This window comes from Allobosea sp. GW823-FHT02B03 (assembly GCF_058797755.1).
In genome coordinates, this window is the sequence record NZ_JBXAJY010000007.1 from 79,371 (window position 1) to 105,798 (window position 26,428).

27 protein-coding genes and 1 riboswitch are annotated in these 26,428 nt (G+C 69.1%); of the genes, 19 read left to right on the forward strand and 8 right to left on the reverse strand.

Annotated features, from left to right (window positions below):
- Positions 1-3 precede the first annotated feature (3 nt).
- Together AC1REK_RS23165 and AC1REK_RS23170 are read right to left on the reverse strand one after the other, a co-directional pair.
- A complete protein-coding gene (locus tag AC1REK_RS23165) occupies positions 4-930 on the reverse strand; it encodes a hypothetical protein (protein ID WP_316018830.1) in 927 nt (308 codons plus the stop codon).
- Between the two features lie 50 nt (positions 931-980).
- Positions 981-1,580, reverse strand: coding sequence for an OmpA family protein (locus AC1REK_RS23170; protein WP_316018831.1), 600 nt, complete (start codon positions 1,578-1,580; stop codon positions 981-983).
- Positions 1,581-1,842: 262 nt separating this feature from the next.
- On the opposite strand from AC1REK_RS23170, the gene AC1REK_RS23175 reads away from it, so the two are divergent.
- Positions 1,843-2,859, forward strand: coding sequence for a hypothetical protein (locus AC1REK_RS23175; protein WP_492269777.1), 1,017 nt, complete (start codon positions 1,843-1,845; stop codon positions 2,857-2,859).
- Between the two features lie 31 nt (positions 2,860-2,890).
- Here the strand turns inward: AC1REK_RS23175 and AC1REK_RS23180 are convergent, their stop codons facing one another.
- Positions 2,891-3,379 carry a MarR family winged helix-turn-helix transcriptional regulator gene (locus tag AC1REK_RS23180; RefSeq protein WP_316018833.1) on the reverse strand — a complete coding sequence of 163 codons (489 nt, stop codon included), beginning with the start codon at positions 3,377-3,379 and terminating at the stop codon, positions 2,891-2,893.
- 307 nt (positions 3,380-3,686) lie between these two features.
- Here AC1REK_RS23180 and AC1REK_RS23185 point away from each other — a divergent pair, with 307 nt between their 5' ends.
- From AC1REK_RS23185 to AC1REK_RS23195, 3 genes are all read left to right on the forward strand, one after another.
- Positions 3,687-4,541 carry an ABC transporter ATP-binding protein gene (locus AC1REK_RS23185; protein WP_316018834.1) on the forward strand — a complete coding sequence of 285 codons (855 nt, stop codon included), beginning with the start codon at positions 3,687-3,689 and terminating at the stop codon, positions 4,539-4,541.
- 4 nt (positions 4,542-4,545) lie between these two features.
- Positions 4,546-5,301: an ABC transporter permease gene (locus tag AC1REK_RS23190; protein WP_492269776.1), complete on the forward strand. Its 756-nt coding sequence runs from the start codon at positions 4,546-4,548 to the stop codon at positions 5,299-5,301.
- Positions 5,302-5,379: 78 nt separating this feature from the next.
- A complete protein-coding gene (locus tag AC1REK_RS23195) occupies positions 5,380-6,303 on the forward strand; it encodes a LysR family transcriptional regulator (protein ID WP_492273828.1) in 924 nt (307 codons plus the stop codon).
- Positions 6,304-6,318: 15 nt separating this feature from the next.
- Here the strand turns inward: AC1REK_RS23195 and AC1REK_RS23200 are convergent, their stop codons facing one another.
- Positions 6,319-7,290, reverse strand: coding sequence for a D-2-hydroxyacid dehydrogenase (locus AC1REK_RS23200; RefSeq protein WP_492269775.1), 972 nt, complete (start codon positions 7,288-7,290; stop codon positions 6,319-6,321).
- A gap of 193 nt (positions 7,291-7,483) precedes the next feature.
- Here AC1REK_RS23200 and AC1REK_RS23205 point away from each other — a divergent pair, with 193 nt between their 5' ends.
- The 4 genes from AC1REK_RS23205 to AC1REK_RS23220 all read left to right on the forward strand — a co-directional run bounded on the left by AC1REK_RS23205 (position 7,484) and on the right by AC1REK_RS23220 (position 11,412).
- Positions 7,484-8,476 carry an ABC transporter substrate-binding protein gene (locus AC1REK_RS23205; RefSeq protein WP_316018837.1) on the forward strand — a complete coding sequence of 331 codons (993 nt, stop codon included), beginning with the start codon at positions 7,484-7,486 and terminating at the stop codon, positions 8,474-8,476.
- 101 nt (positions 8,477-8,577) lie between these two features.
- On the forward strand, positions 8,578-9,540 hold the full coding sequence (locus AC1REK_RS23210) for an ABC transporter substrate-binding protein (RefSeq protein WP_316018838.1): 963 nt from the start codon (positions 8,578-8,580) through the stop codon (positions 9,538-9,540).
- Between the two features lie 124 nt (positions 9,541-9,664).
- Entirely contained in the window at positions 9,665-10,462 is a 798-nt protein-coding gene (locus AC1REK_RS23215; RefSeq protein WP_492269774.1) for an ABC transporter permease, read from the forward strand.
- Positions 10,459-11,412, forward strand: a complete 954-nt coding sequence (locus AC1REK_RS23220) for a DMT family transporter (protein WP_492269773.1) — start codon at positions 10,459-10,461, stop codon at positions 11,410-11,412. Before AC1REK_RS23215 ends, AC1REK_RS23220 begins: the two co-directional genes overlap by 4 nt.
- Before the next feature lies 1 nt (position 11,413).
- On the opposite strand, the gene cobD is transcribed toward AC1REK_RS23220, so the two are convergent.
- On the reverse strand, positions 11,414-12,430 hold the full coding sequence (cobD, locus tag AC1REK_RS23225) for a threonine-phosphate decarboxylase CobD (RefSeq protein ID WP_492269772.1): 1,017 nt from the start codon (positions 12,428-12,430) through the stop codon (positions 11,414-11,416).
- Here cobD and cbiB point away from each other — a divergent pair.
- A complete protein-coding gene (gene cbiB, locus AC1REK_RS23230) occupies positions 12,414-13,394 on the forward strand; it encodes an adenosylcobinamide-phosphate synthase CbiB (RefSeq protein WP_492269771.1) in 981 nt (326 codons plus the stop codon). The two genes, cobD and cbiB, sit on opposite strands and share 17 nt — an antisense overlap.
- Here the strand turns inward: cbiB and cobO are convergent.
- On the reverse strand, positions 13,391-14,002 hold the full coding sequence (gene cobO, locus AC1REK_RS23235; protein ID WP_492269770.1) for a cob(I)yrinic acid a,c-diamide adenosyltransferase: 612 nt from the start codon (positions 14,000-14,002) through the stop codon (positions 13,391-13,393). The genes cbiB and cobO overlap by 4 nt on opposite strands.
- A gap of 12 nt (positions 14,003-14,014) precedes the next feature.
- Complete coding sequence (gene cobU, locus AC1REK_RS23240) at positions 14,015-14,527, reverse strand: bifunctional adenosylcobinamide kinase/adenosylcobinamide-phosphate guanylyltransferase (RefSeq protein ID WP_492269769.1); 513 nt, start codon at positions 14,525-14,527, stop codon at positions 14,015-14,017.
- 121 nt (positions 14,528-14,648) lie between these two features.
- Positions 14,649-14,830: riboswitch (cobalamin riboswitch) on the forward strand.
- A 38-nt stretch (positions 14,831-14,868) separates the two neighbouring features.
- Between cobU and AC1REK_RS23245 the strand changes: the two genes are divergently transcribed.
- The 9 genes from AC1REK_RS23245 to cobJ all read left to right on the forward strand — a co-directional run bounded on the left by AC1REK_RS23245 (position 14,869) and on the right by cobJ (position 24,400).
- Entirely contained in the window at positions 14,869-15,042 is a 174-nt protein-coding gene (locus tag AC1REK_RS23245) for a CbtB domain-containing protein (protein ID WP_291636049.1), read from the forward strand.
- A gap of 12 nt (positions 15,043-15,054) precedes the next feature.
- A complete protein-coding gene (locus tag AC1REK_RS23250) occupies positions 15,055-15,810 on the forward strand; it encodes a CbtA family protein (protein ID WP_492269768.1) in 756 nt (251 codons plus the stop codon).
- Positions 15,811-15,858: 48 nt separating this feature from the next.
- Positions 15,859-16,284 carry a DUF1636 family protein gene (locus AC1REK_RS23255; protein WP_492269767.1) on the forward strand — a complete coding sequence of 142 codons (426 nt, stop codon included), beginning with the start codon at positions 15,859-15,861 and terminating at the stop codon, positions 16,282-16,284.
- Positions 16,281-17,330: a cobalamin biosynthesis protein CobW gene (gene cobW / locus AC1REK_RS23260; RefSeq protein ID WP_492269766.1), complete on the forward strand. Its 1,050-nt coding sequence runs from the start codon at positions 16,281-16,283 to the stop codon at positions 17,328-17,330. Before AC1REK_RS23255 ends, cobW begins: the two co-directional genes overlap by 4 nt.
- A 62-nt stretch (positions 17,331-17,392) precedes the next feature.
- On the forward strand, positions 17,393-20,938 hold the full coding sequence (cobN, locus tag AC1REK_RS23265) for a cobaltochelatase subunit CobN (protein ID WP_492269765.1): 3,546 nt from the start codon (positions 17,393-17,395) through the stop codon (positions 20,936-20,938).
- Positions 20,935-22,227 (forward strand): precorrin-3B synthase, encoded by a 1,293-nt coding sequence (cobG, locus tag AC1REK_RS23270; RefSeq protein WP_492269764.1) that lies wholly within the window; start codon positions 20,935-20,937, stop codon positions 22,225-22,227. Before cobN ends, cobG begins: the two co-directional genes overlap by 4 nt.
- Positions 22,228-22,231: 4 nt before the next feature.
- Positions 22,232-22,864, forward strand: a complete 633-nt coding sequence (locus AC1REK_RS23275; protein WP_492269763.1) for a precorrin-8X methylmutase — start codon at positions 22,232-22,234, stop codon at positions 22,862-22,864.
- 4 nt (positions 22,865-22,868) lie between these two features.
- The gene (locus AC1REK_RS23280) at positions 22,869-23,612 is read left to right on the forward strand and encodes a precorrin-2 C(20)-methyltransferase (RefSeq protein ID WP_492269762.1); all 744 of its coding nucleotides are present in this window, start codon (positions 22,869-22,871) and stop codon (positions 23,610-23,612) included.
- Positions 23,609-24,400 (forward strand): precorrin-3B C(17)-methyltransferase, encoded by a 792-nt coding sequence (gene cobJ, locus AC1REK_RS23285; protein ID WP_492269761.1) that lies wholly within the window; start codon positions 23,609-23,611, stop codon positions 24,398-24,400. The genes AC1REK_RS23280 and cobJ overlap by 4 nt, the downstream gene beginning before the upstream one ends.
- Here cobJ and AC1REK_RS23290 read toward each other — a convergent pair.
- Entirely contained in the window at positions 24,343-25,104 is a 762-nt protein-coding gene (locus tag AC1REK_RS23290; protein ID WP_327521064.1) for a cobalt-precorrin-6A reductase, read from the reverse strand. The genes cobJ and AC1REK_RS23290 overlap by 58 nt on opposite strands.
- Between AC1REK_RS23290 and cbiE the strand changes: the two genes are divergently transcribed.
- Positions 25,103-26,356, forward strand: coding sequence for a precorrin-6y C5,15-methyltransferase (decarboxylating) subunit CbiE (gene cbiE, locus AC1REK_RS23295; protein ID WP_492269760.1), 1,254 nt, complete (start codon positions 25,103-25,105; stop codon positions 26,354-26,356). The two genes, AC1REK_RS23290 and cbiE, sit on opposite strands and share 2 nt — an antisense overlap.
- Positions 26,357-26,428 lie beyond the last annotated feature (72 nt).

Here is a 26,428-nt window from a genome sequence, read left to right on the forward strand (position 1 = left end):
TTGTCAGCGGGTCGAGACCTTGCTCACGGTCAGGCGATTACCGGTGAAGGTGATCTGGCCGTTGAGACCGACCAGTTCCATCATCAGACGGAAATTGCGGGTCAGGCGAGCCGAGTCCGAAGAGGTGCTGTAGAAGAAGTCGGCCGAGTTGCCGGTCATCCGCACGGTGCGGTGGCTGCGATAGCAACCCCAGCGCACGAACTCGCTCTCGATCCGGTCGACTTCGGAGGTCGTGAACTCGCGCAGCTGGATCTCGAAGTCGGTGGGCAGGTTGGCGCAGCCATCGCCCTGGGCCACGGCGACACCACCGCCGACACCATCCTTGCCGCCGCCGGCAGCGACGCCGGGCTGACGGGCGAAGCCCTCGAGCTTCAGGGCGATGGCGGCGCCAAGATCGGTCGCCAGCACGCGGGAATGGGTGCCGACGGTCTCGAGCAGGCATTCGGCGCCGCAGGGATTGGGCAGCGCGGGCAGCTGGAAGCCGCCGACCTCGAAGGCCGCTATGAACTGGCCGCTGCGCACGTTCAGGACGCGGCCGGCGATCCGGATCTCGGGGAAGCGGATGTCGGCCGCGACCGAGCGGCGTGCCGAAGCGTAGATCTGATAGACCACCATAGCGTCGATCGGCGTCGAAACCGAACGGGCGATCTCGATCAGTTCGGCGTCGCGGCGGCGGACACGGCCGGTCGGCGTGATGCCGAGGGCCAGGCTGGTCTCGTCATAGACCTGGAAGCCGCGGGTGTTGAGATACTCCGAAAGCTGGAGCTGCACCCGGTTGAAGATGCGGTTGTTGCGCGGCACCGTATCGGGATCGGCATCATCCGACATCACCAGGAGGTTGATGCGGGAATTGGTCGACTGGGCGCTGGCGGCGGCTGCGAAAGAGAGCAGCAGGGCGAAGCCGAGCATGAGACGCTTGAAGAAGGCCATGGTGGTTACCCCTGGAGGCAGGCGGTTGAAGCGATAAGGCGACCGGCACGTCAGCCGGTGATGGCGATGACTTCGACGCGGCGATTGACCGGCGAGAAGGGGTTGCGCGGGTTGCGCAGCATGTCCGGGCCGAAGCCATGGGCCTGCAGCCGGTTGCCGTCGACACCGCCATAACCCATCAGCCAGTTGGTGACCGAAGCCGCACGGTCCTGCGACAGGGCGACATTATAGTCGTAGTCGCCGTCCTGGCTGGTATGGCCGGCGATCAGGAAGCGCTGATCGGCGAGGATCGGATCGCGCAGCGCCACCGCCAGGCGCGCCAGCGCCTGCTGTGCGCCCGGGCGCAGGGCGGCGGAATCGTTGGCGAAGAAGACCGTGACTTCGACGCGGCGGCTCAGATCGATCTCGATCTCCTGCACGACGCCGGAGGAGCGGGTACGGACGCGGCGGGTGACCGGCGCGCTGCGCCGGCCGGGGCTGCGATCATGGGGAGCGAGCGAGCGCAGAATGCTGGTAGCCGCCTGATCAGTCTGTGCCAGCGCGGGCACGGAGGCCAGCAAAGGCAGAGCCGCGAACAATCCGCCCAGTGTCCGGCGCGTCATGTTCTGATCAAGCTCGATGCTCTCGTGGTGATTATCTGCGATCTTCACGATCGGTTCCCCCGTGTTGCCTTGCCGTATAGTCATATTGCCTCGCCAGTGCCACGGCCAGCCCTTGGAGGGCCGGGCGCTGCAACGGCATTGCCCGAACCTTGCACGCTTCAGCTGCGTTTTCGCGAACGCCGTAATTTTTCTCGGCGAGGCAGGGGAAGAAGGTCTCGAATGACCGGGTCGCAGGCCTCGCCTGCGAAAGCAGCCCAAAGCCGGCCAAGGACCCGGCAACGTGCTCGCCACTTTCATGAGGAGACCCGAAATGGGCTTCCAGACCGACATCGTCACCGCGATCCGCAGCGAGAGCCGCAAGTGCCTCGCCGTCGCCGCCCTCGCCATCCTCGTTTCGGCCGGCGCCGCGCTGGCCCAGCCCGACCGCGACGGCGCCGCCGCCAGCCAGATGCCGAGCTTTACTGAGACGGCCCCCGCCGGCGCGCCGAAGATCGCGGAACGCCCGCAGTCGCTGCGCCTCGAATTCTCGGGCCGCACCGTCACCATCGGCGTCGTCCAGGCGGCCCGCGAGATCATGACGACGGGCGCGATCCCCTTCGCGCCGGGCAGCTGGGAGGTCACCTCCGAGGCGCAACGCGCCATCGGCCGCCTGCGCAACGAGTTCCGCGGCAATGTGCCGAAGGGCGCGCCCTTCGCGATCCTGGTTTCCGGCGGCGATGAGGTCGTCAATTATCGCCGGGCGCGCGGCCTGCGCACCGCGCTGATCGAGCAGCAGCTCGAGGAAGCCGCCCAGATCATGATCGCGGCGCGCGCCGCCGGCGAAGGCCAGAGCGCCGATGACGGCAAGGCCCGTGTCGACCTCGTGCCGCTCGACCCCAGCCGCTGCGGCGGCTGCGGCAATACGCCGTTCCGCACCGTCGCCCTCGACACCGGGGTCTCGAAGCTGGTTCGCGCCACCTCCGAGGACGTCATCGTCGCGGTTTCCTCGCCGAACACCGCGGACAAGCAGAGCAACGAGATCACCGCCGTACCGCTTCCCGCGCCGCGGCCCCGCCTGAGCGAGGACCGGCCCGCCGCAGCTCCGGTGCCCGCGCCGCAGCGCGCCCGCGCCGCCCGTCCCGAGGTCCCCGCACTCGACATGCCTGCCGCTCCGCCGCGTCCGGTCGCCCGCACCGCGATGGTCGAGCGCGACAGCTACCAGGCGCCCAAGCGCCGGGCCGCGCGCGGCCGCGGCTGCCCGCTGCCCGACATCATCATCGACGACTATTATCCCGGCGGACCGCTGGTCGGCTGCGACGGTTCCTATGGCCCGCGCCCGCGCTGGTGAATGAGGTCGCGGCAGCCAATGGCCGCCGCATTCATTCCTCGGCCGAAGCCTGGGAGCGGGGTTCGGCGAGATTGCGCTGGACCATCCCGAGATAGGTCAGGAAGCGCTCGCGATCCTCGGGGGAGAAGCCCTCCGTCGCCTTTTCGACGACGCCGACCGCGAGCGGCAGGAGCTGCGCCTTCAGCGCCCGGCCCTTCGGTGTCAGCCAGACGTGCAGCTTGCGGCGGTCGACGGCGTTGCGCTCGCGTACGACGAGACCGCTCTTTTCCATGCCGGCGATGGCGCTCAGCGTCGTCGGCTCCATCGTGCCGATCCGGCGCGAGAGCTCGCGCTGGGTCAGCCCATCCTCCTGCCAGAGCACGCGCAGGAAGTACCACATGCCGAGGGTGACGCCGTGCGGCTCGATCCGCTCCTGCAGGTAACGCTGTGAGGCGCGGTGCGCCATGCGCAGCTGGTAGCCAACGCTGGTCGCAAGGGGCAGCTCCGGCTCGTCCCCGGCGCCGTCATTCGGTTCGGCCATGCGCGAATCGTCCCCGCGCGCGACATTGCGCCGCCCAACTATAGCCGATGCGCCGGCGAGCGCCCATCTGGCCAGCCCCTCGTCAAAAGTTTGGCGAGGTCAACCAAGATAGTCTTGGACCCGCAGGCCCCGCGCTCGCTAGGCTTCTGCCAAGATCGGCCGCCATTCGCCACGAGCGGCCACGAGGGGATGAAACGATGCCGCCGTTGCCGACGGCCACTGCCGCCACGCCGTTCCGGAACCGCCCGCATCGGCGCGGGCGGCGGACGCCGCGATGACCGGCGAAACGCAAGGAGACGGGACCGAGATGGCTGCCTCGACTGCCAGGCTGCGACTGGCCTCGAGCCAGACGACCAACGACCTCGTCCTCGACGACGTCACCATGCGCTTCCAGACCCGGGAAGGGACGATCACCGCAGTCGACCGCGTCTCGCTGTCGATCGAGCGCGGCGAGTTCGTCTCGATCATCGGCCCATCCGGCTGCGGCAAGTCGACCCTGTTCAACATCCTCGGAGGTCTGGTCAGCGGCTATGACGGCACAGTCTCGGTTGCGGGCGAGACGGTCAGCGGCCCGCATCCGGCGATCGGCATGGTCTTCCAGGAGGAATCGACCTTTCCCTGGCGCACGGTGATCGACAATGTCGCCTTTCCGCTCGAGGTGAAGGGCGTCGCCAAGGCCCAACGCTACGCGACGGCGCGCAAGTTCATCGACATGGTCGGGCTCGCCGGCTTCGAGCAGCGCTATCCGGCCGAACTTTCGGGCGGCATGCGCCAGCGCGTCGCCATCGCCCGCACTTTGGTCTTCGAACCGAAGATCCTGCTGATGGACGAGCCCTTTGCGGCGCTCGACGAGCAGACGCGGCTCCTGCTCGGCGACAAGGTCTTGAACATCCAGCAGGATCTCAAGCAGACCACCCTGCTGATCACGCACAACATCACCGAAGCCGTGCAGCTCTCCGACCGGGTGGTGATCATGAGTTTCCGGCCGGGCAAGGTGAAACGCATCGTCGATATCCGCCTGCCGCGGCCGCGGCGCGGCGATGTCGTCGGCAGCGATGCCTTCGGCCGCTATGTCGCCGAGATCTGGAACGATCTGCGCGAGGAAGCCTCGCGCGGCATGGCGGAATCGGAAAAGGGCGCGCTCGGCCGCGCGGGACGCTGACGCCGTGCTCCTGACCCGCATCCCGCCCATCGCCTTCGGTCTCGCTACGCTAGGCCTCGTCCTCGGCGTGGTCGAAATCCTGCTGCGCCTGCAGGTCCTGAACCAATTCGTCATCCCCCTGCCCTCGGCGGTGTTCGGCAGCTTCGGGCGCCTGTTCAGTGAGGAGGAGCTGGCACGGCGGCTGCTGCTCACCGGCGCAGAAGCCCTGACCGCGAGCGTCCTGGTCGCGATCGTCGGCATCGGGCTCGGCATGCTGCTCTACCGCTTCCGAACCCTGAGGCTCGCGACAGAGCCCTGGGTCGCGGCCGTCGCGGCGGCGCCGATCGTGCTCGCCTACCCGCTCTTCCTGGTGATCTTCGGGCGCAGCGCCGCGACCATCGTCGCCATGGGCTTCGTCGCCGGCCTCGGCCCCGTGATCCTGAAGACCCTGGAAGGGCTGAACGGCGTCAGGAAAAGCCTGATCAATGTCGGGCGCAGCTATAATCTGACGCCCGCGCAGCAATTTCGCATGATCCTGCTACCGGCAGCGGTGCCGACCATCTTCGTCGGCGTACGGCTCGGGCTGATCTTTGCGCTGATCAACCTGATAGGCGTCGAATTCCTGATCAATTTCGGCGGCCTCGGCCAGCTGATCAACGATCTCGCCGAGCGTTACGACCTGCCCGGCATGTTCGCGACGATCATCTTCGTGATCCTGGTCAGCGTCGTGATCTTCGCCGCGCTGGAACGGATGGAGCGCTGGTTCCGGCCGGTGCAGTAGCCGCGCCGGCACGGGCTTGTTGGCACCGATGGCAGGCAGCATAGTGCCCGCGCCGCCAACGCTATCCGGGAGGTCCCGATCAATCTCCGCCAGCTCCGCTACTTCGTCAGGATCGCCGAGGTCGGCAACATCACGCGGGCGGCAGAACAGCTCAATGTCGCGCAGCCGGCACTGGGCCTGCAGATCCGCCAGCTCGAACAGGACCTGAAGACGGAGCTGCTGCTGCGGCATTCGCGCGGCGTCGTGTTGACCGCGGCCGGAAAGCTCCTGCTCGAGCGGGCGACCCGCATCCTGCAGGATGTCGAGGAAGCGCGCCGCGATGTCCGCGCATTGTCCGGCAGCGAACAGGAAACGCTGGTCCTCGGCCTGACCCCGAGCATCATGCTGCAGATCGGGCCGGACCTCCTGGTCGACGCCAAGAACGAGATTCCCGCGATCTCGCTCAGCCTGGTCGAGGAACTGAGCCATGTGCTGGTCCAGGCGCTGGAGCGTGGCGAGGTCAACATCGCCTTCGCCTACGGCGTCGAGGAGCGGCCGGGAATCGAGCGCCGGCCGATCCTCGAAGAGGAACTGCTCTTCGCCACCGCACCGGGCCCGGACGGTGTGCCGGAGACGATCACCCTCGCCGAGGCGCTCAGCCACGAACTCGTCCAGGCCGGCGAGCGCGATCAGGTCCAGAAGCTGCTGAAGCAGGCCGCCGAGCGCTTCGCGCTGCCGCTCAGCATCCTCTACGAGGCCCAGTCCATCCCGGCGATGCGCACGCTGGTGGTGCGCGGCGCGGCAGCGAGCATCATGCCCTATGGCACGGCGATCGAGGAGCTGAAGGCGGGCAAGCTGATCGGCCGGCGCATCGTCGACCAGCCGATCAAGCGCACGCTCTATCTCGTGCGCGCCGCCGGCGGCCAGGCCTCACGCCAGAACGAGGCGATGGAGCGCTTCCTCGGCACGGTGACCGAGCACCTGCTGGAGTCGCTTGGCCCGCTCGCGAGGCGCATCGGCTGAACCGGGCGCTTCCGCTCACACCACCTGATTGAAGAGCTGCGTCTCGCCGCGCTCGAGACGTCCGAGGTTTTCCAGCAGCATGTCGACGATATTGCCTTCATAGGCGCGGGTCTCGCCAGCGCTGTGCGGCGTGACCAGCACGTTGGGGAAGGTCCAGAGCGGCGAATCCGCCGGCAGCGGCTCCTCATGGACGCAGTCGATGCCGGCGCCGGCGAGGCGCCCCGCGGCCAGGGCCGCGATCAGCGCCGCCTCGTCGACGACGCGGCCGCGCGCGACATTGATCAGGAAGGCCGAGGGCTTCATCGCCGCGAGCGCGGCGGCATCGATCAGCCCCTCGGTTTCCGGCGTCAGCGGGCAGGTCAACGCGACGATGTCGGCTGCAGCAAGCGCGCTCGCGAGCTCGGCAGGCGGCACGATCTTCTCGATCCCCGGTTCGCTGCCACCACGCCGGCGCACGCCGATGACGCGCATGCCGAAGGCGCCGGCCAGGGCAGAGAGCCGCAAACCGATGCGGCCGAGGCCGACCACGACAAGCGTCTTGCCGCCGAGCTCGTCCTCGCGACGGCTGCGGTCGCCGATCATCGGCCGCCAGAAGTGCCTGGCCTGGTTGTCGCGCGCGAGATGGAGCTGGCGCGACAGGGCCAGGATCAGCGACATCGCATGCTCGGCGACGGCACGCTCATTGCTGCCCTGGCCGCTTGCGAGGCGGATGCCGCCGGCGGCAAGGCGCTGCTTGTCGAACTGGTCGGTGCCGGCGCTGACCGACTGGATGAAGCGCAGCTTGCCGGCGAGATCGAGCATCTCGTTGCGCCAGAGGCCGGAAACGACGAGCACATCGGCCTCGTGCGCCCGCGCCTTCAGCTCGTCGACGGTGCGAACCTCGAAGCTCGTCGCCTGCCCGTTCCGGGCCAGGTACTCGTCCCTGAGCTGATAGGCGGCGTGCCCGAAGCCGATGGTCAGGGCGTTCTGCTTCGGCCAAGGCTGCATGTCATCTTCTCCGGGGCATCAGAATCACGACAGGCTGCGACGATAGCCTGCGATCCCACCCCCGTCGCCATGACCTCCCGCCATATCGGCAGCGTCTCCCAGACAGCCAGCGGAAGTCTTTGTCGCCTCCGGCCGCCGGCGGCATTCTGGCCAAAATGACGGGCGCTCGCTAAGCCCGCGCCGGGAGGATGGCTTGTCGAAACTGCGCCTGTCCGTCGCCATCGGCGACTATGACCGCAACCGCCCGCTGATCGACGGCGCCGTGCAGATCGACGGCGTCGACCCGGTGTTCATGACGTTGGCGCCGGAGGAGATCTTCTTCCGCGCCTTCCGCCATGCCGAGTTCGATGTCTGCGAGGCTTCGCTGTCGAGCTTCACTGTGAAGACGGCGCAGGGCACGAACCCTTATGTCGGCGTGCCGGCCTTCCTCTCCCGCGCCTTCCGCCATACCGGCATCCTCGTCCGCAAGGACCGCGGCATCGAGAAACCCGAAGATCTCAAGGGGCGCCGGATCGGCTGCCCGGAATATCAGCTCACCGCCTGCGTCTGGATCCGCGACATGCTGGAGCAGGATTATGGCGTGAAGCCCTCCGACGTGATCTGGGTGCGCGGCGGCATCGAGCAGCCGGGCCGTCCCGAGAAGATCAAGGTCGAGCTGCCGGCCGATATCCGCATCGAGCAGGCGCCGGAGGACCGCTCGCTCAATGCCATGCTGATGGCCGGCGAGATCGACGGCTTCATCGGGCCGCGCGCGCCGTCCTGCTTCGACGAGGGCCACCCGCAGGTCGGCCGCCTGTTCCCCGACCCGACGGCCGCGGCCGGAGACTATTTCCGCCGCACCGGCATCTTCCCGATCATGCATGTGCTCGGCGTGCGCAAGACCATCGCCGAGGCGCAGCCCTGGCTGCCGGCGGCCCTGCTCAAGGCCTTCGAGCAATCCAAGAAGCTGGCGCTGGTCAGGCTTTCCGACACCTCGGCCACCAAGATCACCCTGCCCTTCGTCGAGGAGCAGTTGCAGGGCGCGCGCGCACTGCTCGGGGAAGACTTCTGGTCCTATGGCGTTGCGCCGAACCGGCATGTGCTGGATGCTTTCCTCAAGGCCCACCACCGGCAGGGCCTTTCGGCACGGCAGCTTCGCATCGAGGAGCTGTTCCATCCCGCGACGCTGGAGGGGTTCAAGATCTGATTTCGCATGCGGCGCGCGCGCCCGCAGGCCGCCGACAGAGCGGTGAGCGCGAGAGCCGATCCAAAAAGCATCGCCCGACGATGCGACAGAGGGAGGATGGAATGACCAAGATCAGGCAATTGGGGCTGGCGCTCGCCGCCTTCGGCCTCGCCGCCGGCATGGCCCTGCCGGCAGCGGCGCAGGACAAGCTCAAGCTCGCCATCGGCCAGCGCGGCAACTGGGACACCTCGGTCTCCGAGGTCGGCACCAGGCTCGGCATCTTCAAGAAGCACGGGCTCGAGCTCGAAATGCTCTATACCCAGGGCGGCGGCGAGACCCAGCAGGCGGTGCTCTCGAACAGCGTCGATATCGGCGTCGCGGTCGGCATCATGGGCGCGCTCGGCGCCTATTCGAAGGGCGCGCCGATCCGGATCATCGGGGCGGAGACCACCGGCGGCCAGGACCTGTTCTGGTATGTGAAGGCGGATTCGCCGATCAAGACGCTGAAGGATTTCGAGGGCAAGACCGTCGCCTATTCGACCAACGGCTCCTCGACCCATGGCGTGGTCAACGCCTACATCAAGGAAAACAACATCAAGCCGCGCCCGACCGCGACCGGCGGCCCGGCGGCGACGCTGACGCAGGTGATGTCCGGCCAGATCGATGTCGGCTGGTCGGCGCCGCCCTTCGGCCTGCAGCAGCTCGACAAGGGCGAGATCCGCGTCATCGCGACCGGCAACGACACACAGGCCTTCAAGAGCCAGACGGTTCGCCTGCTCGTCACCAACACCGCGACGATGCAGGCCAAGAAGCCGGTGCTCGAGCGCTTCATGAAGGCGTATCGCGAGACCGTCGACGCCATGTATTCCGACCCGGCGGCGCTGAAGCACTATGCCGATTTCGTCGGCATCCCCGAAGCGATCGCCAAGCGCACCCGCGACGAGTTCTTCCCGAAGACGGCGATCGACCCCGACAAGATCGTCGGCCTGGAGACGATCGTGCCGGACGCGGTGACGCTGAAATACACCGCGCAGCCGCTGACCAAGGAACAGCTTTCCGAGCTGATCCAGATCCCGCCGCGCTGAGTATGCATCTGCGGCAGCAAGCCTTCCGCGTCATTCCGGCCGCTGCGAAGCAGCGCAGCGCCGGAATGACGGCAATGTCGATCGAACCGATCCGACGGCAGGAAGAGTGGAGGTTGGGCGCCCCATGTCGATGACGGCCACGACGCCAATCTCGCCCTCGGGCGTTGCCAACAGCGAAGCGCGCGCCGTGCTGATGACGCGCCTCGTCATCATCGGCACCGTGCTGCTGCTCTGGGAGGCGATGGCGCAGTCGGGACTGCTCTACAAGGACGTGGTGCCCTCGCTGGTCCGCATTCTGCGCGAGCTCGGGCTGATCCTGCTCGACCGGCGCTTCTATGCCGATCTCGGCGTCACCGCCGGCGAGGTCGCGCTGGCGACCCTGATCGGCGGAGGGGCCGGCATCCTGACCGGCATGGCGCTCGGGCGCAGCCGCTTCCTGGCGCAGGCCTATGAGCCCTTCCTGCACTATCTCGGGCCGACCCCGAAGATCATCTTCTTCCCGATCCTGATCATGTGGTTCGGCGTCGGGCCCGGCTCGAAGGTGGCGATGGGGGCGCTCTCCTGCTTCTTTCCGGTCGCCATCAGCGTCGCCGGCGGCATGCGCGAGATCGACAAGGTGCTGATCCGCGTCGGCCTCAGCTTCCGCCTGACCTCGCTGCAGATGGTCTCGAAGATTTACCTGCCGGCGATGCGGGCGCCGGTGATCAACGGCATCAGGATCGGCCTCGGCGTCGCCATCATCGGCACCCTGCTGGCCGAGACCAAGCTCGCCAATCAGGGACTCGGCTATGCCGTGATCCAGACCTATGCGACCTTCAACATGCCGAAGATGTACGCACTGCTGCTGATCGTCTTCATGCTGGCCGTCGGCATCAATGTCTGGCTCGGCCGCTATACGGAGCTGCGGACGGTGAAGGCTTGACCACGACACCTGCCAAGACTGGCGCTGCCAAGACCATCCCTGCCGGGAGCCCGGCGATCCCGGCCTCGGCCTGGTGGCTGGCGGCGCTGCCGCCGCTGTTCTTTTCCGGCAATTTCCTGTTCGCCCGGGCGATGCGGGATGCGATCCCGCCCTTCCAGATGTCGTTCTGGCGCTGGGCGGTGGCGCTCGCGATCCTGCTGCCCTTCTGCCTGCCGGCGATCCGGGCGCAATGGCCGCGCATCCGGGCGAACCTGCCTTTCCTCGCTCTGCTCGGCGCGATCGGCGTCACCGCCTTCAACTGCTTCGTCTACGCGGCGCTGCATCACACCACCGTGGTCAACGCCGCGCTGGTCAACTCGCTCCTGCCGATCGCGACCTTCCTGCTCGCCTTCCTGATCCTGAAGCAAAGGCTGGCGCCCCGGCAGATTCTCGGCATCGCGGTCTCGCTCGCAGGCGCGGCCGTGGTGATCGCCCGCGGCGATCTTGCGGCGCTGCGCAGCTTCTCGCCCAATCCCGGCGACCTGCTCGTGCTCGGCGGGATGAGCTTCTGGGCGCTCTACACAGTGCTGATCCGCTGGCGGCCGCTCGGGCTCGAGCCGATGGCGCTGCTCGGCATCACCGTCGGCTTTGGCGTCCTGTTCCACCTGCCGCTCGTCGCCTGGGAGTATCGGAACCTCGGCGGCTTCACGCTCGACGCGGCCAGCGCCGGAACGATCCTCTATCTCGCGATCTTCCCCTCGATCCTGGCCTATATCTTCTGGAACCGCTCGGTCGCGGTGCTCGGCCCCGGCCGGACCGGCATGTTCATGCATCTCCTGCCGATCTTCAGCGCCATTCTCGCGACGCTCTTCCTCGGCGAGAGGCTCGCGCTCTATCACGCCCTCGGCTTCGCGCTCGTCGTCGTCGGCATCCTGATCGTGACGCGCCCGCCCGCGGCAAAATCGGCCTGAATCAGGCGAGCACCTCAGCCAGCCGCACCCATCCCGCCTCGTCGCCCGGCAAGCCGAAGCGCAGGCGCGACGGATCGGACTGAAAGCGCCTGACATAGATGCCGGCGCGCCCGAGCCGCGCGAAGAGCTGCGGCGCATCGGGCGTCTCGAGCAGGCGATAGAGCGCCGTGCCACCGACGACGCGACCACGCCTGGCGAGCAAAGCGTCGAGCCGGCGCGCATCATCGCCCCGCTCCCGCTCCTGCGCCGCGAGCCAGCCGGCATCGGCGAGCGCCTGCGCGCCGATTTCGAGTGCGGGTCCCGCCACAGCCCAGGGGCCGAGCATGCCGCGCAGCGCCTCGACATGCCTCGCCTCGCCGATCGCGAAGCCGAGCCGCAGGCCCGCCAGCCCGTAGGCCTTGCCGAAGGAACGCAGCACAAGAGCGCCCTCCGGCAAGGCCGGCACCAGGCTGATTCCCGGCTGGAAATCAGCGAAGGCCTCGTCGATCACCAGCAGGCCGCCACGGGCCGCAAGCTCCGCTGCCAGGGCCGTCAGCGCCGCAAGGCCGAGGGCGCGGCCATCGGGATTGTTGGGATTGACCACGACCACGACATTGGCCCCGCCGGCCTCGGCGAGATCGGCGATCTCGCGGACCTCGCAGCCGGCCTTGCGCCAGGCCAGCGCGTGCTCGCCATAGGTCGGCCCGAGCACGGCGACGCGCGCCTGCGGCGCGAGGCGCGGCAAGAGCTCGATCAGGATCTGCGTGCCGGGGGCCGCGACCACGCCACTTTCCGGCCGGACGCGATAGGCGCTGCGCGCGGCCGCCAACAGCGCCGCCTCTTCGCGCGCGCCGGGCAGGCGCTGCCACAGGCTTAACGGCAGCGCCGGAAGCGGATAGGGGAAAGGATTGATACCGGTCGAGAGATCGATCCAGGGCTCCGGCGCATTGGGAAACAGCGCCTTGGCCGTGGCGAGATCGCCGCCATGCCAGATCGCCTCTCCCGCCCCAGCCCCGTCCGCCATGATCTTCCCCGACACCTTGCCGCTGCTCCTCGCCGCCCTGCTGATCGAAGCGGCGCTCGGCTATCCGGCGCGCTTGTACGCATGGATCGGCCATCCCGTCACCTGGATCGGGGCGCTGATCGCATCGCTGAACCGAGGACTGAACCGCGAGAGCGCCGCCTTCGCCGCAAGGCGCCTCGCCGGCATCGTCGCGCTCGCCATCCTGCTCTGCGCGACGCTGGCGGCGAGCCTTGTCCTGGTCTGGCTCTGCCGCCTGGCCGGAGCCTTTGCGCTGCTGCCGCTCGCTTTGCTGGCCTCGACATTGCTGGCGCAGCGCAGCCTCTACGAACATGTCGCCGCCGTCGCCGAAGGTCTCGAAAACGGCGGACTGCCGGGCGGGCGCAAGGCGGTTTCAATGATCGTCGGGCGGGATCCGGAAAGCCTCGACGAGGCCGGCGTGGCGCGGGCCGCGATCGAGAGCCTGTCCGAGAATTTCTCCGATGGCATCGTCGCACCGGCCTTCTGGCTCGGTGTCGGCGGGTTGCCGGGTGCGGCGCTCTACAAGGCGATCAACACCGCAGATTCGATGATCGGTCACAAATCGCCGCGATACTTCGCCTTCGGCTGGGCGGCGGCGCGGCTCGACGATCTCGTCAACCTGCCGGCCTCGCGACTGACCGCGCTGCTGCTGATCGGCGCCGCGGCGCTCGACCGGCAGGCCGATGCTTCCGCCGCCTGGCGCGCCGTGCGCCGCGATGCGAGGCGCCACCGCTCGCCCAATGCCGGCTGGCCGGAGGCGGCGATGGCCGGAGCGCTCGGGCTTCGGCTCGCCGGGCCGCGCGTCTATGGCGCCGTCAGGGTCGATGATGGCTGGATGGGCGACGGCCGGGCCGAGGCGACGGCAGCGGACATCAGAAGGGCGCTCGTACTCTACCGGAAAGCCTGTCTGCTGCTCTGGGGGCTGGCGGGGCTTGGAAGCCTTGCCGCCATCGTCCTCTAGAACTCGATCCCTTCCTGCGCCTTCACCCCGGCGGCGAAGTGGTGCTTCACCAGCGTCATCTCGGTGACGAGATCGGCGGCCTCGATCAGCTCCGGCTTGGCGTTGCGGCCGGTGACGACGATGTGGAGATCGGGCCGGCGGGCCTGCAGCGCGGCGACGACCTCGGCGAGTGGCAGATAGTCGTAGCGCAAGGCGATGTTGAGCTCGTCCAGCACCAGAAGCCTGATGCCCTCGTCGGCCATCAGCTCTTTCGCTTTCTCAAAAGCTCTTGTCGCCGCCGCGATGTCGCGCGCCTTGTCCTGCGTCTCCCAGGTGAAGCCTTCGCCCATCGAATGCCAGGAGACCTGATCGCCGAAGGCGTCCAGCGCCTTGCGCTCGCCGGTCGACCAGGCGCCCTTGATGAACTGGACGACGCCGATCCGCCAGCCATGGCCGAGCGCCCGCAGGATCAGGCCGAAGGCGGCGGTCGACTTGCCCTTGCCGGGGCCGGTGTTGACGATCAGCAGGCCCTTTTCGAGCGTCTTGCCGGCGACCTCGGCATCCTGGACCGCTTTGCGCTTTTCCATCTTCGCCTTGTGACGGGCGGCTTCGGCGTCATCGATCGTCATGGCTTTTCTCTGCTACTTCACCTGCATGGGCAGACCGGCGACCATGAAGACCACGCGTTCCGCCTGACTCGCAAGCCGCTGGTGCAGGCGCCCCGCCTCGTCGCGGAAGCGGCGGGCGAGCGCATTCTCCGGCACGATGCCGAGGCCGACCTCGTTCGAGACCAGCACGATCGGGCCCTGCGCCTCGCGGCAGGCCGCCATGAGTTCGCCGGTCGCGATGGCGATGTCGCGCTCGGCCAGGATGAGATTGGTCAGCCAGAGCGTCAGGCAGTCGACCAGCACGGGCTGCCCCGACGGTACCGCACGCAACGCCTCGGGCAACGCCATCGGCGCGTCGACCGTCCGCCAGTCCTGCGAGCGTCGGGCGCGGTGCTCGGCGATCCGCGCGCGCATCTCGTCGTCATAGGCCTGGGCGGTGGCGATGTAGACCCAGGGCGCCGGCAGGGCCTCGATCAGCGTCTCGGCATGCCGGCTCTTGCCGGAGCGGGCGCCGCCGAGGACGAGGGTGAGCGAGGGAAGGGTCATGCCTGCGGTCTCCGCGTCAGGCTCGGGCGCAGGCCCGCGCATCTCGTTCAGGAGATTCCCGGCTCTCCGCTTCGCTGCGACCGAGAATGACGGCACTGCATTGCACAGCGCCCGCCGGATGGCTAATGATCCTGCGGACGGTGCCTCGGCGACGAGGTGAAAAGGGAACGCGGTGCGATACCGCGGCTGCCCCCGCAACTGTAAGCGGCGCGTCCTGCGCCATCGGCCACTGGGTTTCCCCGGGAAGGCGGAGCAGGACATCAAGCCGCGAGCCAGGAGACCTGCCGTCTTTCGATGTCGTCCAACAGGCTGCCGGTGGGGTGGCCAGGAAGTGAACCAAGATGAATACGGCTACCGTCTCCAGCCAGGCCAGCGTCTCCGAACGCGCGAAAGCCGTCGCTGCCGCACTGATCCTCGGCTTCGTGCTGGTCTACACCGTCGGCTTCGCGGCCTCCGCGAATGTCCACAACGCGGCGCATGACGCCCGCCACGGCCTCGCCTTCCCCTGCCACTGACGGGGAAGCATCATGGTCACTCGTGTTCTCACGGTCAGTCTTCTGGCCGGGCTTCTGGCTGGGCTGCTGATCTCGGCGCTCCAGCACGTCACCACGACGCCGCTGATCCTCAAGGCGGAAACCTATGAGGCAGCGCTGCGCGCGCAGCCTGCACCGACGCTCGCCGCCTTCAACGGCGAAGCCCGCATCCACCTCGCGCACAACAATCCGGCCGCCGGTGCCGAGCATACCGGCGAGCATGAATGGAAGCCGCAGGACGGCTTCCAGCGCACCGCCTTCACCAGCCTGGTGACGATCGGCACCGCGATCGGCTTCGCCGCCCTGCTGCTCGCCGGCATGATCGCGGCCAATGAGCGGATCGATGAACGTCGGGCGCTGGCCTGGGCCGTCTGCGGCTTCCTCGCCTTCGGGCTCGCCCCGGCGATGGGGCTCGCGCCGGAACTGCCTGGCGCCGCCGCGGCCGAATTGCAGCACCGGCAGCTCTGGTGGCTGATGACCGCCGCCGTCACCGCCGGCGCGCTCTTCGTCTTCCTGCGGGTCGAAGCCTCCTGGGCAAGGGCGCTCGCCGTGCTCGCCTTGCTGCTGCCGCATCTGATCGGTGCGCCGCATCCGGTCGCGCCGGAGAGCAAGGTCCCGGCCGAGATCGCGGCGCATTTCGCGGCGCTCTCGCTCGCCATCCAGGCCGCGCTCTGGCTCGCCACCGGCTTCGCCGTCGGCGTGCTTTGGCCCTGGGCCACGCGCCGCAGCGCCGCCACCGCGGCGGCCTGACGCCTCGCGCGGCCGGAAACGGCCGCGCCAGCCCAAGGAAGTACTCTCATGCTCGAAGGCGATCTCGCCCTCGCGACCGTCGCCCGGCAGGAGCCGGGCTGCACCATCCATGTCTGCACCGTCTGCCGGCGCCAGCGCGCGGATCTGCCTGATGGCTTCGACCAGCCGGGCATCGCTCTCGCGGCGGCGCTCGGCGAACGCATGGCCAGCAGCGGCATCGCCGTCGTCCCGGTCGAATGCCTCGCCGTCTGCAAGCGGCCCTGCACCATCGCGCTCGCCGCCGATGGCAAATGGACCTATCTGATCGGTGACCTCGACACCGACAGCCATCTCGACGAGATCGCCGGCGCGGCGGAGAGCTTTGCCGCCAGCGCCAACGGTATCGTTCCCTGGAAGGAAAGACCCGCCTCGTTCCGCAAGGGCGTGGTCGCGCGCGTGCCTCCTCTGCCGCGCCAGCAAGGATCAAACGAATGAACGCTCCGCAGAACCCCGCGCTCGGCAAGGTGCCGTGCACGATCATCACCGGCTTCCTCGGCGCCGGGAAGACCACCCTCGTCCGCCACCTCCTCGAGAATGCCGGCGGCAAGCGCCTCGCCGTGCTCGTCAACGAATTCGGCGATCTCGGCTTCGACGGCTCCTTCATCGCCGGCTGCGGCATCGAGGGCTGCTCGGAGGAGGACATCGTCGAACTGCCGAATGGCTGCATCTGCTGCACCGTCGCCGATGACTTCGTGCCGGCGCTGGAGAAGCTGCTCGACCGGCCGAACCCGCCGCAGCACATCCTGATCGAGACCTCGGGCCTCGCCCTGCCGAAGCCGCTGGTCCAGGCCTTCAATTGGCCGGCGATCCGCTCACGCGTCACCGTCGATGGCGTGATCGCCGTGGTCGACGGGCCGGCCGTCGCCGAGGGTCAGTTCGCCGACGATCCCGAAGCCCTGAAGGCGCAGGCGGCTCAGGACCAGTCAGTCGACCACGACAACCCGCTGGAGGAGGTCTTCGAGGACCAGATCCTTTGCGCCGACCTGATCCTGCTCAACAAGAGCGACCTCGTCGATGCGGAAGGGCGCGAGCGCGTCAAGGCCGAGATCGCCGAGCATCTGCCCAAGGCGATCAAGGTGGTCGAGACCGCCCATGGCAAGGTCGAGCCGGCCCTGATCATCGGGCTGGGCGCCGCTGCAGAAGCCGATCTCGCAGCGCGCCCCTCGCATCATGGCGAGGGCGCGGACCACGACCATGACGATTTCGACAGCGTCGCCCTGCCGCTGGCCGAGGCCACCTCGCCGGAGGAACTGGTCGCCCGCCTCGCCAAGGCCGCCGAGGCCGAAGGCGTGCTGCGCCTGAAGGGTTTCGCCGCCGTCCCGGGCAAGCGGATGCGGCTCGTGGTGCAAGGTGTCGGCCGGCGCATCGGTCACCATTACGACCGCGCCTGGGAGGCTGACGAGGCCCGTGACGGCAGGCTCGTCGTGATCGGCCTCAAGGGTTTCGACCGGCAGGCCGTGGAAGCCGCCCTCAAGGGCTGATATCGACGCTGGCCGGCAGGCTTCCTTGAGCCTTCCGGCCAGCGTGTTCAGAAAGTGATGCGATGCATCTGCTTCCGACCAGCGAGGTGAGGCTCGACGACGGTGAGGACGCCGTCGACCTCGCCTTGCCGCCGGGAGACATCATCGTCCTCTCCTTCAGCGACAGCGATCTTTCGGCGGTGGCGGCCGCTGCCGATAGCGGCCTCGCCATCCGCCTCGTGCCCCTGCGGCGCTTCAAGCATCCGCTCTCGATCGACATGCTGATCGAAAAGACGCTGAGCCGCTCGCGCTTCGTGCTGCTGCGCTGCCTTGGCGGGCTCGACAGCTGGCGCTACGGCATCGAGCAGGTCGGCGCCGCCTGCCGGCAGAACGGCGTGGCGCTCGCCGTGCTGCCCGGCGACGACCGGGAGGATGAACGGCTGGCCGACCATGGCACGGTGCCGCCGGCGCTCGCAGCAGCGCTGCTCGGCTATTTCCATGCCGGCGGCGGCTCCGAGAACATGCGGCGGCTGCTGGGGCGGATCGATGGCTATCTCGCCGCGCTGCCCTCATCCGACCCGGCTTCGCCGGGCCACCTTCTTCCCCGAGGGGAGAAGGACGAAGCGGCACTGGCAGCCCCCTTCTCCCCTTGGGGGAGAAGGTCCCGGCAGGGGGATGAGGGCCCGCGCGACCTTGCTCCAATCGCCCTCCCCACGCTCTTTGCCCTGGGCCCCAACGCCACGCCCAAACCCTGGCGTGACGCGCTCGCCACGCTGCCGGCCGACGCCCCGCTGGTCCCCATCCTCGTCTACCGTTCCGGCGTCGCCGCCGGCGACACGGCGATGGTCGAGGCGATCTCCACGGCTCTCGCCGCACGCGGCCTCGCCCCGCTTCCGCTCGCCCTGACCAGTCTCAAGGACGAGGCCGTCGCAGCCGGGCTCGCCGGGCTGATCGCTGCACGCAAGCCGGCCCTGATCGTCACCACCACCGCCTTCTCGGCGCGCGAGGGCGAGGGCTTCGTGCTCGACGCCGCCGATTGCCCGATATTGCAGGCCGTCCCGGTCGGCAGCCTCCGCGATGCCTGGGAAGCCTCGCCGCGCGGACTTTCCGCCGCCGACCTAGCCATGCAGGCGGCGCTGCCGGAGTTCGACGGCAGGCTTGGCGCGATCCCCGTTGCCTTCAAGCAGGAGATCGCCGATCCAGCGACCGGCCTGACATTGCGGCGGCTCGCACCTGATGCCGACGGCATCGCGGCGCTCGCCGATCTCGCGGCGAACTGGGTCGCGCTCGGCCGCAAGCCGCACAGCGAGCGCCAAATCGCGCTGGTGATGTCCGACTATCCCGCACGCGGCGGCCGCGCCGGGTTCGCTGTCGGGCTCGATACGCCTGCGAGCGCACTGGCGATCCGGGAACTGCTGGGCGAAGCGGGCTATGATATCGGTCCATCTCCCCTCGACGCCGTCGTCCCGGGCGACCGCAGGGAGACCCGGGATCCATGCCTGAGCCCCTCCGCCAAAGGTCCAGGCAGGGGTCCCGGATCTCCGCTTCGCTTCGTCCGGGACGACCGCGCAGAAGGTGGAAGGGTCAGTGCAGACATGATGTCCGCACTCACCGAGGGTTCCGCCGACTTCACCGTCCCGCTCGCCGCCTATCGCGCCTGGCTCTCCACCATTCCGGCGACCGCCCGCGACGCTCTTCTCGCCAGCCATGGTCGGCCAGAAGCCGATGCAGCCTGCGACGGCGAGGCCTTCCGTTTCCGGATCGTCCGTTTCGGCAAGCTCGCCATCGCCCTGCAGCCGGCCCGCGACGCGACGCCCGACCGCAAGGCGCGCTATCACGATCCCGACGCGCCGCCGGGCCACGCCTATCTCGCCTTCTATTTCGGCCTGCGCGAGATCGAACGGGCCGACGCCCTGATCCATCTCGGCACCCATGGCACCACCGAATGGCTGCCGGGCAAGGCGGTGGCGCTCTCCGCATCGTGCTGGCCGCGCCTCGCGATCGGTGCGCTACCGGTGATCTATCCCTATGTGGTCGACGACCCCGGCGAGGCGGCACCGGCCAAGCGCCGGCTCTCCGCCCTGACACTCGGACACCTCCCCCCGCCATTGGCCGCTAGCGAGGCTGCCGGCGATGCGGCCCTGCTCCGCGAGCTCGTAGAGGAGTATTCGCAGGCGCAGGTGCTCGACCCACGCCGAGCGGGCATCGTAGCGCGCGAGATCCTCGACCGGGCGCAGGCGAGCGGCCTCGCCGCAGCGTGCGGCGTCACGCCGGACCAGGACATGCCGAGCGCGCTCGCGGCGCTCGACGCGCATCTCTGCGATCTCGCCGAGATGCAGTTCCGCGACGGGCTGCACGTCTTCGGCAGCTCGAAGGTCGATCCAGTCTCCGCGGCGAACGAGCGGCGCAACCTGCTGCGGGCCCTCGATGCCCGGTTCGTACCGCCCGGTCCGGCCGGAGCACCGCAGCGCGGCCGGCCGGACGTGCTGCCGACCGGGCGCAACCTCTCGACGCTCGATCCGCGCGCCGTGCCGACGCGCGCCGCCGCCAGACTGGGGGTGCTCGCGGCCGAAGCCGTAATCGCGCGTCACCTGCAGGAGCAGGGCGACTATCCGCGCCGCATCGTCATGGATCTCTGGGCCTCGCCGACCCTGCGCTCAGGCGGCGAGGACATCGCGCACGCGCTGCATCTGATGGGGGTCGCACCGATCTGGGACCATGGCTCGACCCGGGTCACCGGCTTTGCGATCACGCCGCAGGCCAAGCTCGCGCAGCCCCGGCTCGACGTGACGATCCGCATTTCCGGCGCTTTCCGCGACACGTTCCCGGCGCAGATCGCCCTGCTCGACGCGGCCACCAGGGCCGTCGCGGCGCTCGACGAGCCGGACGAATGGAACGAGCCGGCCGCCGCCCGCCGGCGCGGCGAGACCGGCGCCCGGATCTTCGGCGCGGCGCCCGGCCGCTACGGCGCGGCGATGGCCGACCGGGCGCTCGACGGCGACTGGCGTTCGCGCGACGAACTCGGCGCCGCCTATCTCGCCGCCAGCGGCCATGCCTATGGCGGGGTGGAGGGAACCGGGCGGGCCGATGCCGGGTTCGCCGCGCGGGTCGCAGGCGCCGATGCTTTCATCCATGCCAGCGACACCGCCGGGCGCGACATTCTGGAAGCGACGAGCGCGGCCGATGTCATCGGCGGCTTCGTCGCGGCGATGCAGGCTCTGGGCGGAAACGCCGCGACCTACAGCCTCGACACCTCAGATCCTCAGGCTCCGAAGGCCCGGACGCTCGCCGAGGATGTCTCGCGCATCGTCCATGGCAGGCTCTGCCATCCCCGCTGGATCGAAAGCCATCTCGCCCATGGCTGGCGTGGTGCGGCCGAACTCGCCGAGGCGGTCGACGCGCTTTTCGTCTACGCGGCGAGTACGGACGCCGTCTCCGACGCCCTGTTCGATGCGGTGTTCCAGGCCTATTGCGGCGATCCGGCCGTCTGGCGAGCGCTGGAGGAGGCCAATGCGCCGGCCGCCGCCTCGATCCGCTCGCGCCTTGCGGAGGCACAGACGCGCGGGCTCTGGCACAGCCGACTGAATTCCGCGGCGCTTCTCGCCGCCGAGCGGGAGGCTGCGGAATGAGCCTGCCCACTCCCGAAACGATGCGCCGCGGCTGGTGCCCCGGCACCTTGCGGCCGATGCAGACCGGCGATGGCTGGCTGGTGCGGCTCCACCCGCCACGCGGAAGACTTGCACCGGCGCAGCTGGCCTTCGTCAGCGAATTGGCGGTCCGCCATGGCAACGGCCAGATCGAGATTTCGAGTCGCGGCAACCTCCAGCTGCGCGGCGTGCGCGAAGCATCGCATCCGGTCCTGGTCGCGGAACTGCTCGAAGCCGGGCTGGTCGACGAGGCGACAGGGGACGGGCCGCACCGTTTGGTGCTGGCTTCGCCGCTCGCCGGCCGTGAAGCAGGCGAGTTGCTCGATGCCGCCGCCCTGGCCGCAGCAGTCGAAAGCGCGGGCCGCCATATCGCGGGACTGCCCGCGAAATTCTCGATCGTGGTCGATGGTGGCGGCGCTCTCGCGCTCGACGGTTTCGCGGCCGATTTGCGTTTGCGTGCCGTCGCGGCAGAGGCTGTCGCCTTCGGTCTGCCGGGCGGGCTCTGGTTCGGGCCGGTCGATCCAACGAGTGCACCAGCGATCGCCGCAATGCTTCTCGCCGGCTTCGCTGCCGATGAGCGTGTACGACGCGGCGAGGTCCGGCGCATGCGCGAGCTCGACGACAAGGCGCTGATCGCCCTTTCCGCCGCTTGCGGGCTTTCGGCCATGTCGACGCCGGCGATCCGCCCGTCTCCCGCCCCGGTCGGGATCGCGGCCGAGCGGGACGGCCGCTTCGCAGTTCTCGCCGCCCTGCCTTTCGGCCGCAGCGACGCCGCGGGCCTGGCGCGCCTCTCGGAACTCGCCGAGCGTTTCACTGTCGAAGAGATCCGGCTTTCGCCCTGGCGGGGCCTCGGCTTCTGCGGGGTTTCGTTCGCCGCTACCGAGGAGCTCGCCGCCGCCCTGGTGAAGCAAGGTCTCGTGCTCTCGCCGCGCGACCCACGCCTGCCCGTCTCCGCCTGTGCCGGCGCGCCGGCCTGCGACCGTGCGGCTGCGCCGACGCTCGCCGATGCCGAGACCTTGTCCGAGGCTCTCGCGCCCCTGCTGGCAGACGGGCTGACGCTTCACGTCTCGGGCTGCGCCAAGTCCTGCGCCCGCCAGGACGCCGCCGATCTCACCCTCCTGGCCGGTGAGGCAGGCTACGACGTCATCCTCGCCGGCGGCACCCGCGACAGGCCAATCGCGCATCTGACGCTGGCGGAACTTGTGCGCCGGCTCGAACCGGGTCAGGACATCCGCGCGCGGCTCGAAACCGCCGCGCGCCATCGGGAATGAAAGTTTGAACACGCGTCACGCCTATCTCCGCGACGGAGCCGCGATCTACGAGCGCTCCTTCGCCATCATCAGGGCCGAATCCGACCTGTCGGGCTTTTCCGGTACCGCCGAACGCGTCGTGGTGCGGATGATCCATGCCTGCGGCATGACCGACCTGCCGAAGGACGTGGCGATGTCGCCGGACTTTGCAGCGACGGCGGAAGCTGCACTCGCCAAGGGCGCGCCGATCCTCTGCGATGCCCGCATGGTCGCCGACGGCGTCACCCGCACCCGGCTTCCCGCCGGCAACGAGGTGATCTGCACGCTCGCCGATCCCAGCGTGGCGAAGCTGGCGCAGGAGATGGGCACGACCCGCTCGGCGGCGGCGATGGAGCTCTGGCGCCCGCATCTGGAGGGGAGTGTCGTGGTGATCGGCAACGCGCCGACCTCGCTATTCCGCCTGCTCGACATGCTCGATGCCGGCGCGCCGAAGCCGGCGGCCGTGATCGGCATCCCCGTCGGCTTCGTCGGCGCGGCGGAATCGAAGGAGGCGCTGGCGCTGGACGGGCGCGTGCCTTTCCTCGTGGTGCATGGCCGGCGTGGCGGCTCGGCGATGGCGGCGGCGGCGGTCAATGCGCTGGCGCAGGTGAAGGAGTGAGAGGGTGAGCGAACAAGCCCCCCGCACCCTGCTCTTCGGCGTCGGCCTCGGCCCCGGCGATCCCGACTACATGACCGTGCGCGCCCGCGACATCATCCTGAAGGCCGACCGTCTCGTGCACTTCTGCAAGCGCGGCCGGCGCGGCAATGCCCGCGTCACGGCCGACGCGATCATCCCGCCCGACGCCGCCCGCGAGATCGAGCTCGCCTTCCCGGTGACGACCGAAGTGCCTGTCGAGGAGGAAGGCTATAGCGGGCCGATCGCCGCCTTCTACGATGCCGCTGCCGCAAGGCTCGCGGACGAGATGGAGGCCGGCCGCACCATCGCGGTGCTCTGCGACGGCGACCCGTTCTTCTACGGCTCGTTCATGCATCTCTGGCGGCGCCTCGCCCAGCGCTTCCCGACCGAGGTGGTCCCTGGCGTCACCGGCATGGCCGGTGCCTGGACGCGGGCAGCCGCCCCGATCACCTGGGGCGACGACGTGATGACCGTGCTGCCTGGCACGCTCGCCGAGGGCGAGCTGACGCGCCGCCTCGTCGACACCGATGCGGCGGTGATCATGAAGCTCGGCCGCAACCTGCCCAAGGTCCGGCGCGCCCTGAAGGCCTCCGGGCTGATCAACCGCGCCATCTATGTCGAACGCGCCACCATGGCCGACCAGCGCGTCATCCGTCTGGCCGAGAAGTCCGATGACGAGGCGCCCTATTTCTCGATGATCCTGGTGCCCGGCGAAGGGCGGCGGCTGTGACCGGCTCGCTCACCGTCGTCGGCCTTGGTCCCGGCGAGGCCCGCTATCTGACGCCGGCGGCGCAGGCGGCGCTCGATGCGGCGAGCGATCTCATCGGCTACGGCCCCTATCTCGACCGCATCCCCGCCCAGAGTGGCCAGACGAAGCATGCCAGCGACAACCGCGTCGAGATCGACCGGGCGCGGCACGCGCTGGAACTGGCCGCGGCAGGCAAGCGCGTCGCGGTGGTCTCCGGCGGCGATCCCGGCGTCTTCGCCATGGCGGCGGCAGTGTTCGAGGCCGTCGAGGCTGGAGAGCCCGGCTGGCGCGAGCTTGCGATCACAGTTGAGCCCGGCGTGACCGCGATGCTGGCGGCGGCGGCGGCGGCCGGCGCCCCGCTCGGCAGCGATTTCTGCGCGATCTCGCTGTCCGACAACCTGAAGCCCTGGGAGGTCGTCACCGCCCGGCTGGAAGCGGTGCTGCGTGCCGATCTGGTGATCTGCCTCTACAATCCCATCTCGAAGGCGCGGCCCTGGCAGCTTGGCAAGGCGCTGGAGCTCGCCCTTTCCGTCCGGGCGCCGGAAACCCCGGTGCTGTTCGCGCGCTCGATTGGGCGAGCCGACGAGGCGCTGCGCATTCTGACGCTGGCCGAAGCCCATGAAACTGCCGGCTCAGCCGACATGGCGACGCTGGTGATGATCGGCGCGAGCGGCACACGCCTGATCGCACGCGAGGGAAAGGCGCCGTTCGTCTATACGCCGCGCTCGGTGACGAAGAGCCCCTGCGCCACCAGCCAGGGCAGAACCTGATCGATATGGGTGACGTATTCGACATCGGGCTTGGGTGGCCGCTCGACCATGACGACGGGCAGGCCGAGCCGGCGCGCCGCGACGAGCTTGCCGAGCGTCATCGGGCCACCGGCATTCTTGCTGACCAGGATCTGCGTGCCCTCGCGGTGCATCAGCCTCTCCTCGGCCTCGGCCTCGAAGGGCCCGCGCTGCTGCAGCACCTTGGCATGCGGCAAGGGCAGCTCGCCGACAGGCTCGATCACCCGGATAAGATAGCGATGCTGCGGGGCGGCGAAGAATTGCGGCAGCTCGAGCCGGCCGATGGTCAGGAAGACGCGCTGCGGCTCCGTACCCAGCGCCTCGACGGCGGCCCCGATGTCGGGCACGCTGCGCCAGCGGTCGCCAGCTTGCGGCCGCCAGCTTTCGCGCCGGATCGCCAGCAGCGGCACGCCCTCGGCCTTGCAGGCGGCTTCGGCGTGATAGGGCATGATCGCGGCGAAGGGATGGGTCGCATCGATGACTGCGACGACGCCTTCCTCGACGAGATATTCACGCAGGCCGGCAATGCCGCCGAAGCCGCCGATACGGCTCGGCAGCAACAGCGGCCGCGGGTCGGATGTATGCCCGGCCAGGGAGATCACGGCACGGATTTCGGGGGCCTGCTCAGCCAGAAGCTGATCAAGTGCAGCCGCTTCGCTCGTGCCGCCTAGGATGAGGACCGTCATGAATCAGTTTTCGCGCGAAACCGGTGAACTGTCGAGCACGGGGCCGACCGGCCCATGGCTCTCCCTGGTCGGGCTCGGCGAGGATGGGCCTTCCGGGCTATGTGCCGATGCCCTCGCTGCCCTGAGGCAGGCGGAGATCGTCTTCGGTGGCGAGCGTCATCTCAAGCTGATCGGCGACGTCCCCGGAGAGGCCAGGGCCTGGCCCCAGCCCTTCCGAAACGCGCTGCCGGCGATCCTCGCGGAACGCGGCCGGGCGGTCTGCGTGCTGGCGACCAGCGACCCGTTCCATTACGGCATCGGCGCCGGGCTGACCAAGGCGCTCGCCCCGGAGGAAATGCGGGTTATCCCGCAATTGTCGGCGTTCTCGATGGCCTGTACGCGGATGCGCTGGCCGCAGGAGGAGTGCGCGCTGGTCTCCCTGCATGGGAGGGCGCTGCAGCGCATCATCCCGCTGCTGCAGCCGGGCGCACGCATCCTGGCACTGTCCTGGGACGAATCGACTCCGGCCGCGGTCGCGGCGCTTCTGTCGGAACGCGGCCTCGGCGCCAGTCCTCTCGCCGTGCTGGAAGCGCTCGGCGGCCCGAAGGAGCGCATTCGCGAGACACGCGCGCAGGATTTCGCGTTGGACGGGATCGTGCCGCTCAACATGCTGGCGGTCAGCGTCGTCGCCGGCGACGATGCCCAAATCCTGCCTCTGGCCAACGGGCTGGCCGACGAATGGTTCGAGAACGACGGCCAGCTGACCAAGGCCGACATCCGCGCGATCACGCTCTCGGCTCTCGCGCCGCGCGCAGGCGAACTGCTCTGGGATGTCGGCGCCGGCTCAGGCTCGATCGGCATCGAATGGTGCCTGCGCCATCGCCATAACCGCGCCATCGCCTTCGAGGAGCGGCCGGAGCGGGCGGCACGCATCGGCCGCAACCGGCTGGCGCTGGGCGCGCCACCGATCGAGATCGTCGAGGGCAAGGCTCCCGGAAGCTTTGCCGGCAAGACTTCCCCCGACGCAGTCTTCATCGGCGGCGGACTGGCCGAGCCTGGCCTGTTCGAGGCGGCTTTCGCGGCGCTGAAGCCGCGAGGCCGGCTGGTCGCAAATGCGGTGACGCTCGAAGGCGAAGCCCGGCTCGCAGCGTTGTTCGCGCAGCATGGCGGCAATCTGCGCCGCATCGGCATCGCCCATCTCGACCCCGTCGGAACGATGCATGGCTGGCGCCCTGCGATGCCGGTGACGCAATGGCGGGTGGTGAAGCCTTGAATTCGCGCGCTCTTGTCCGACAGTTCCTTGTCATCCCGGGCGACCGAAGGGAGACCCGGGATCCATTCCGGA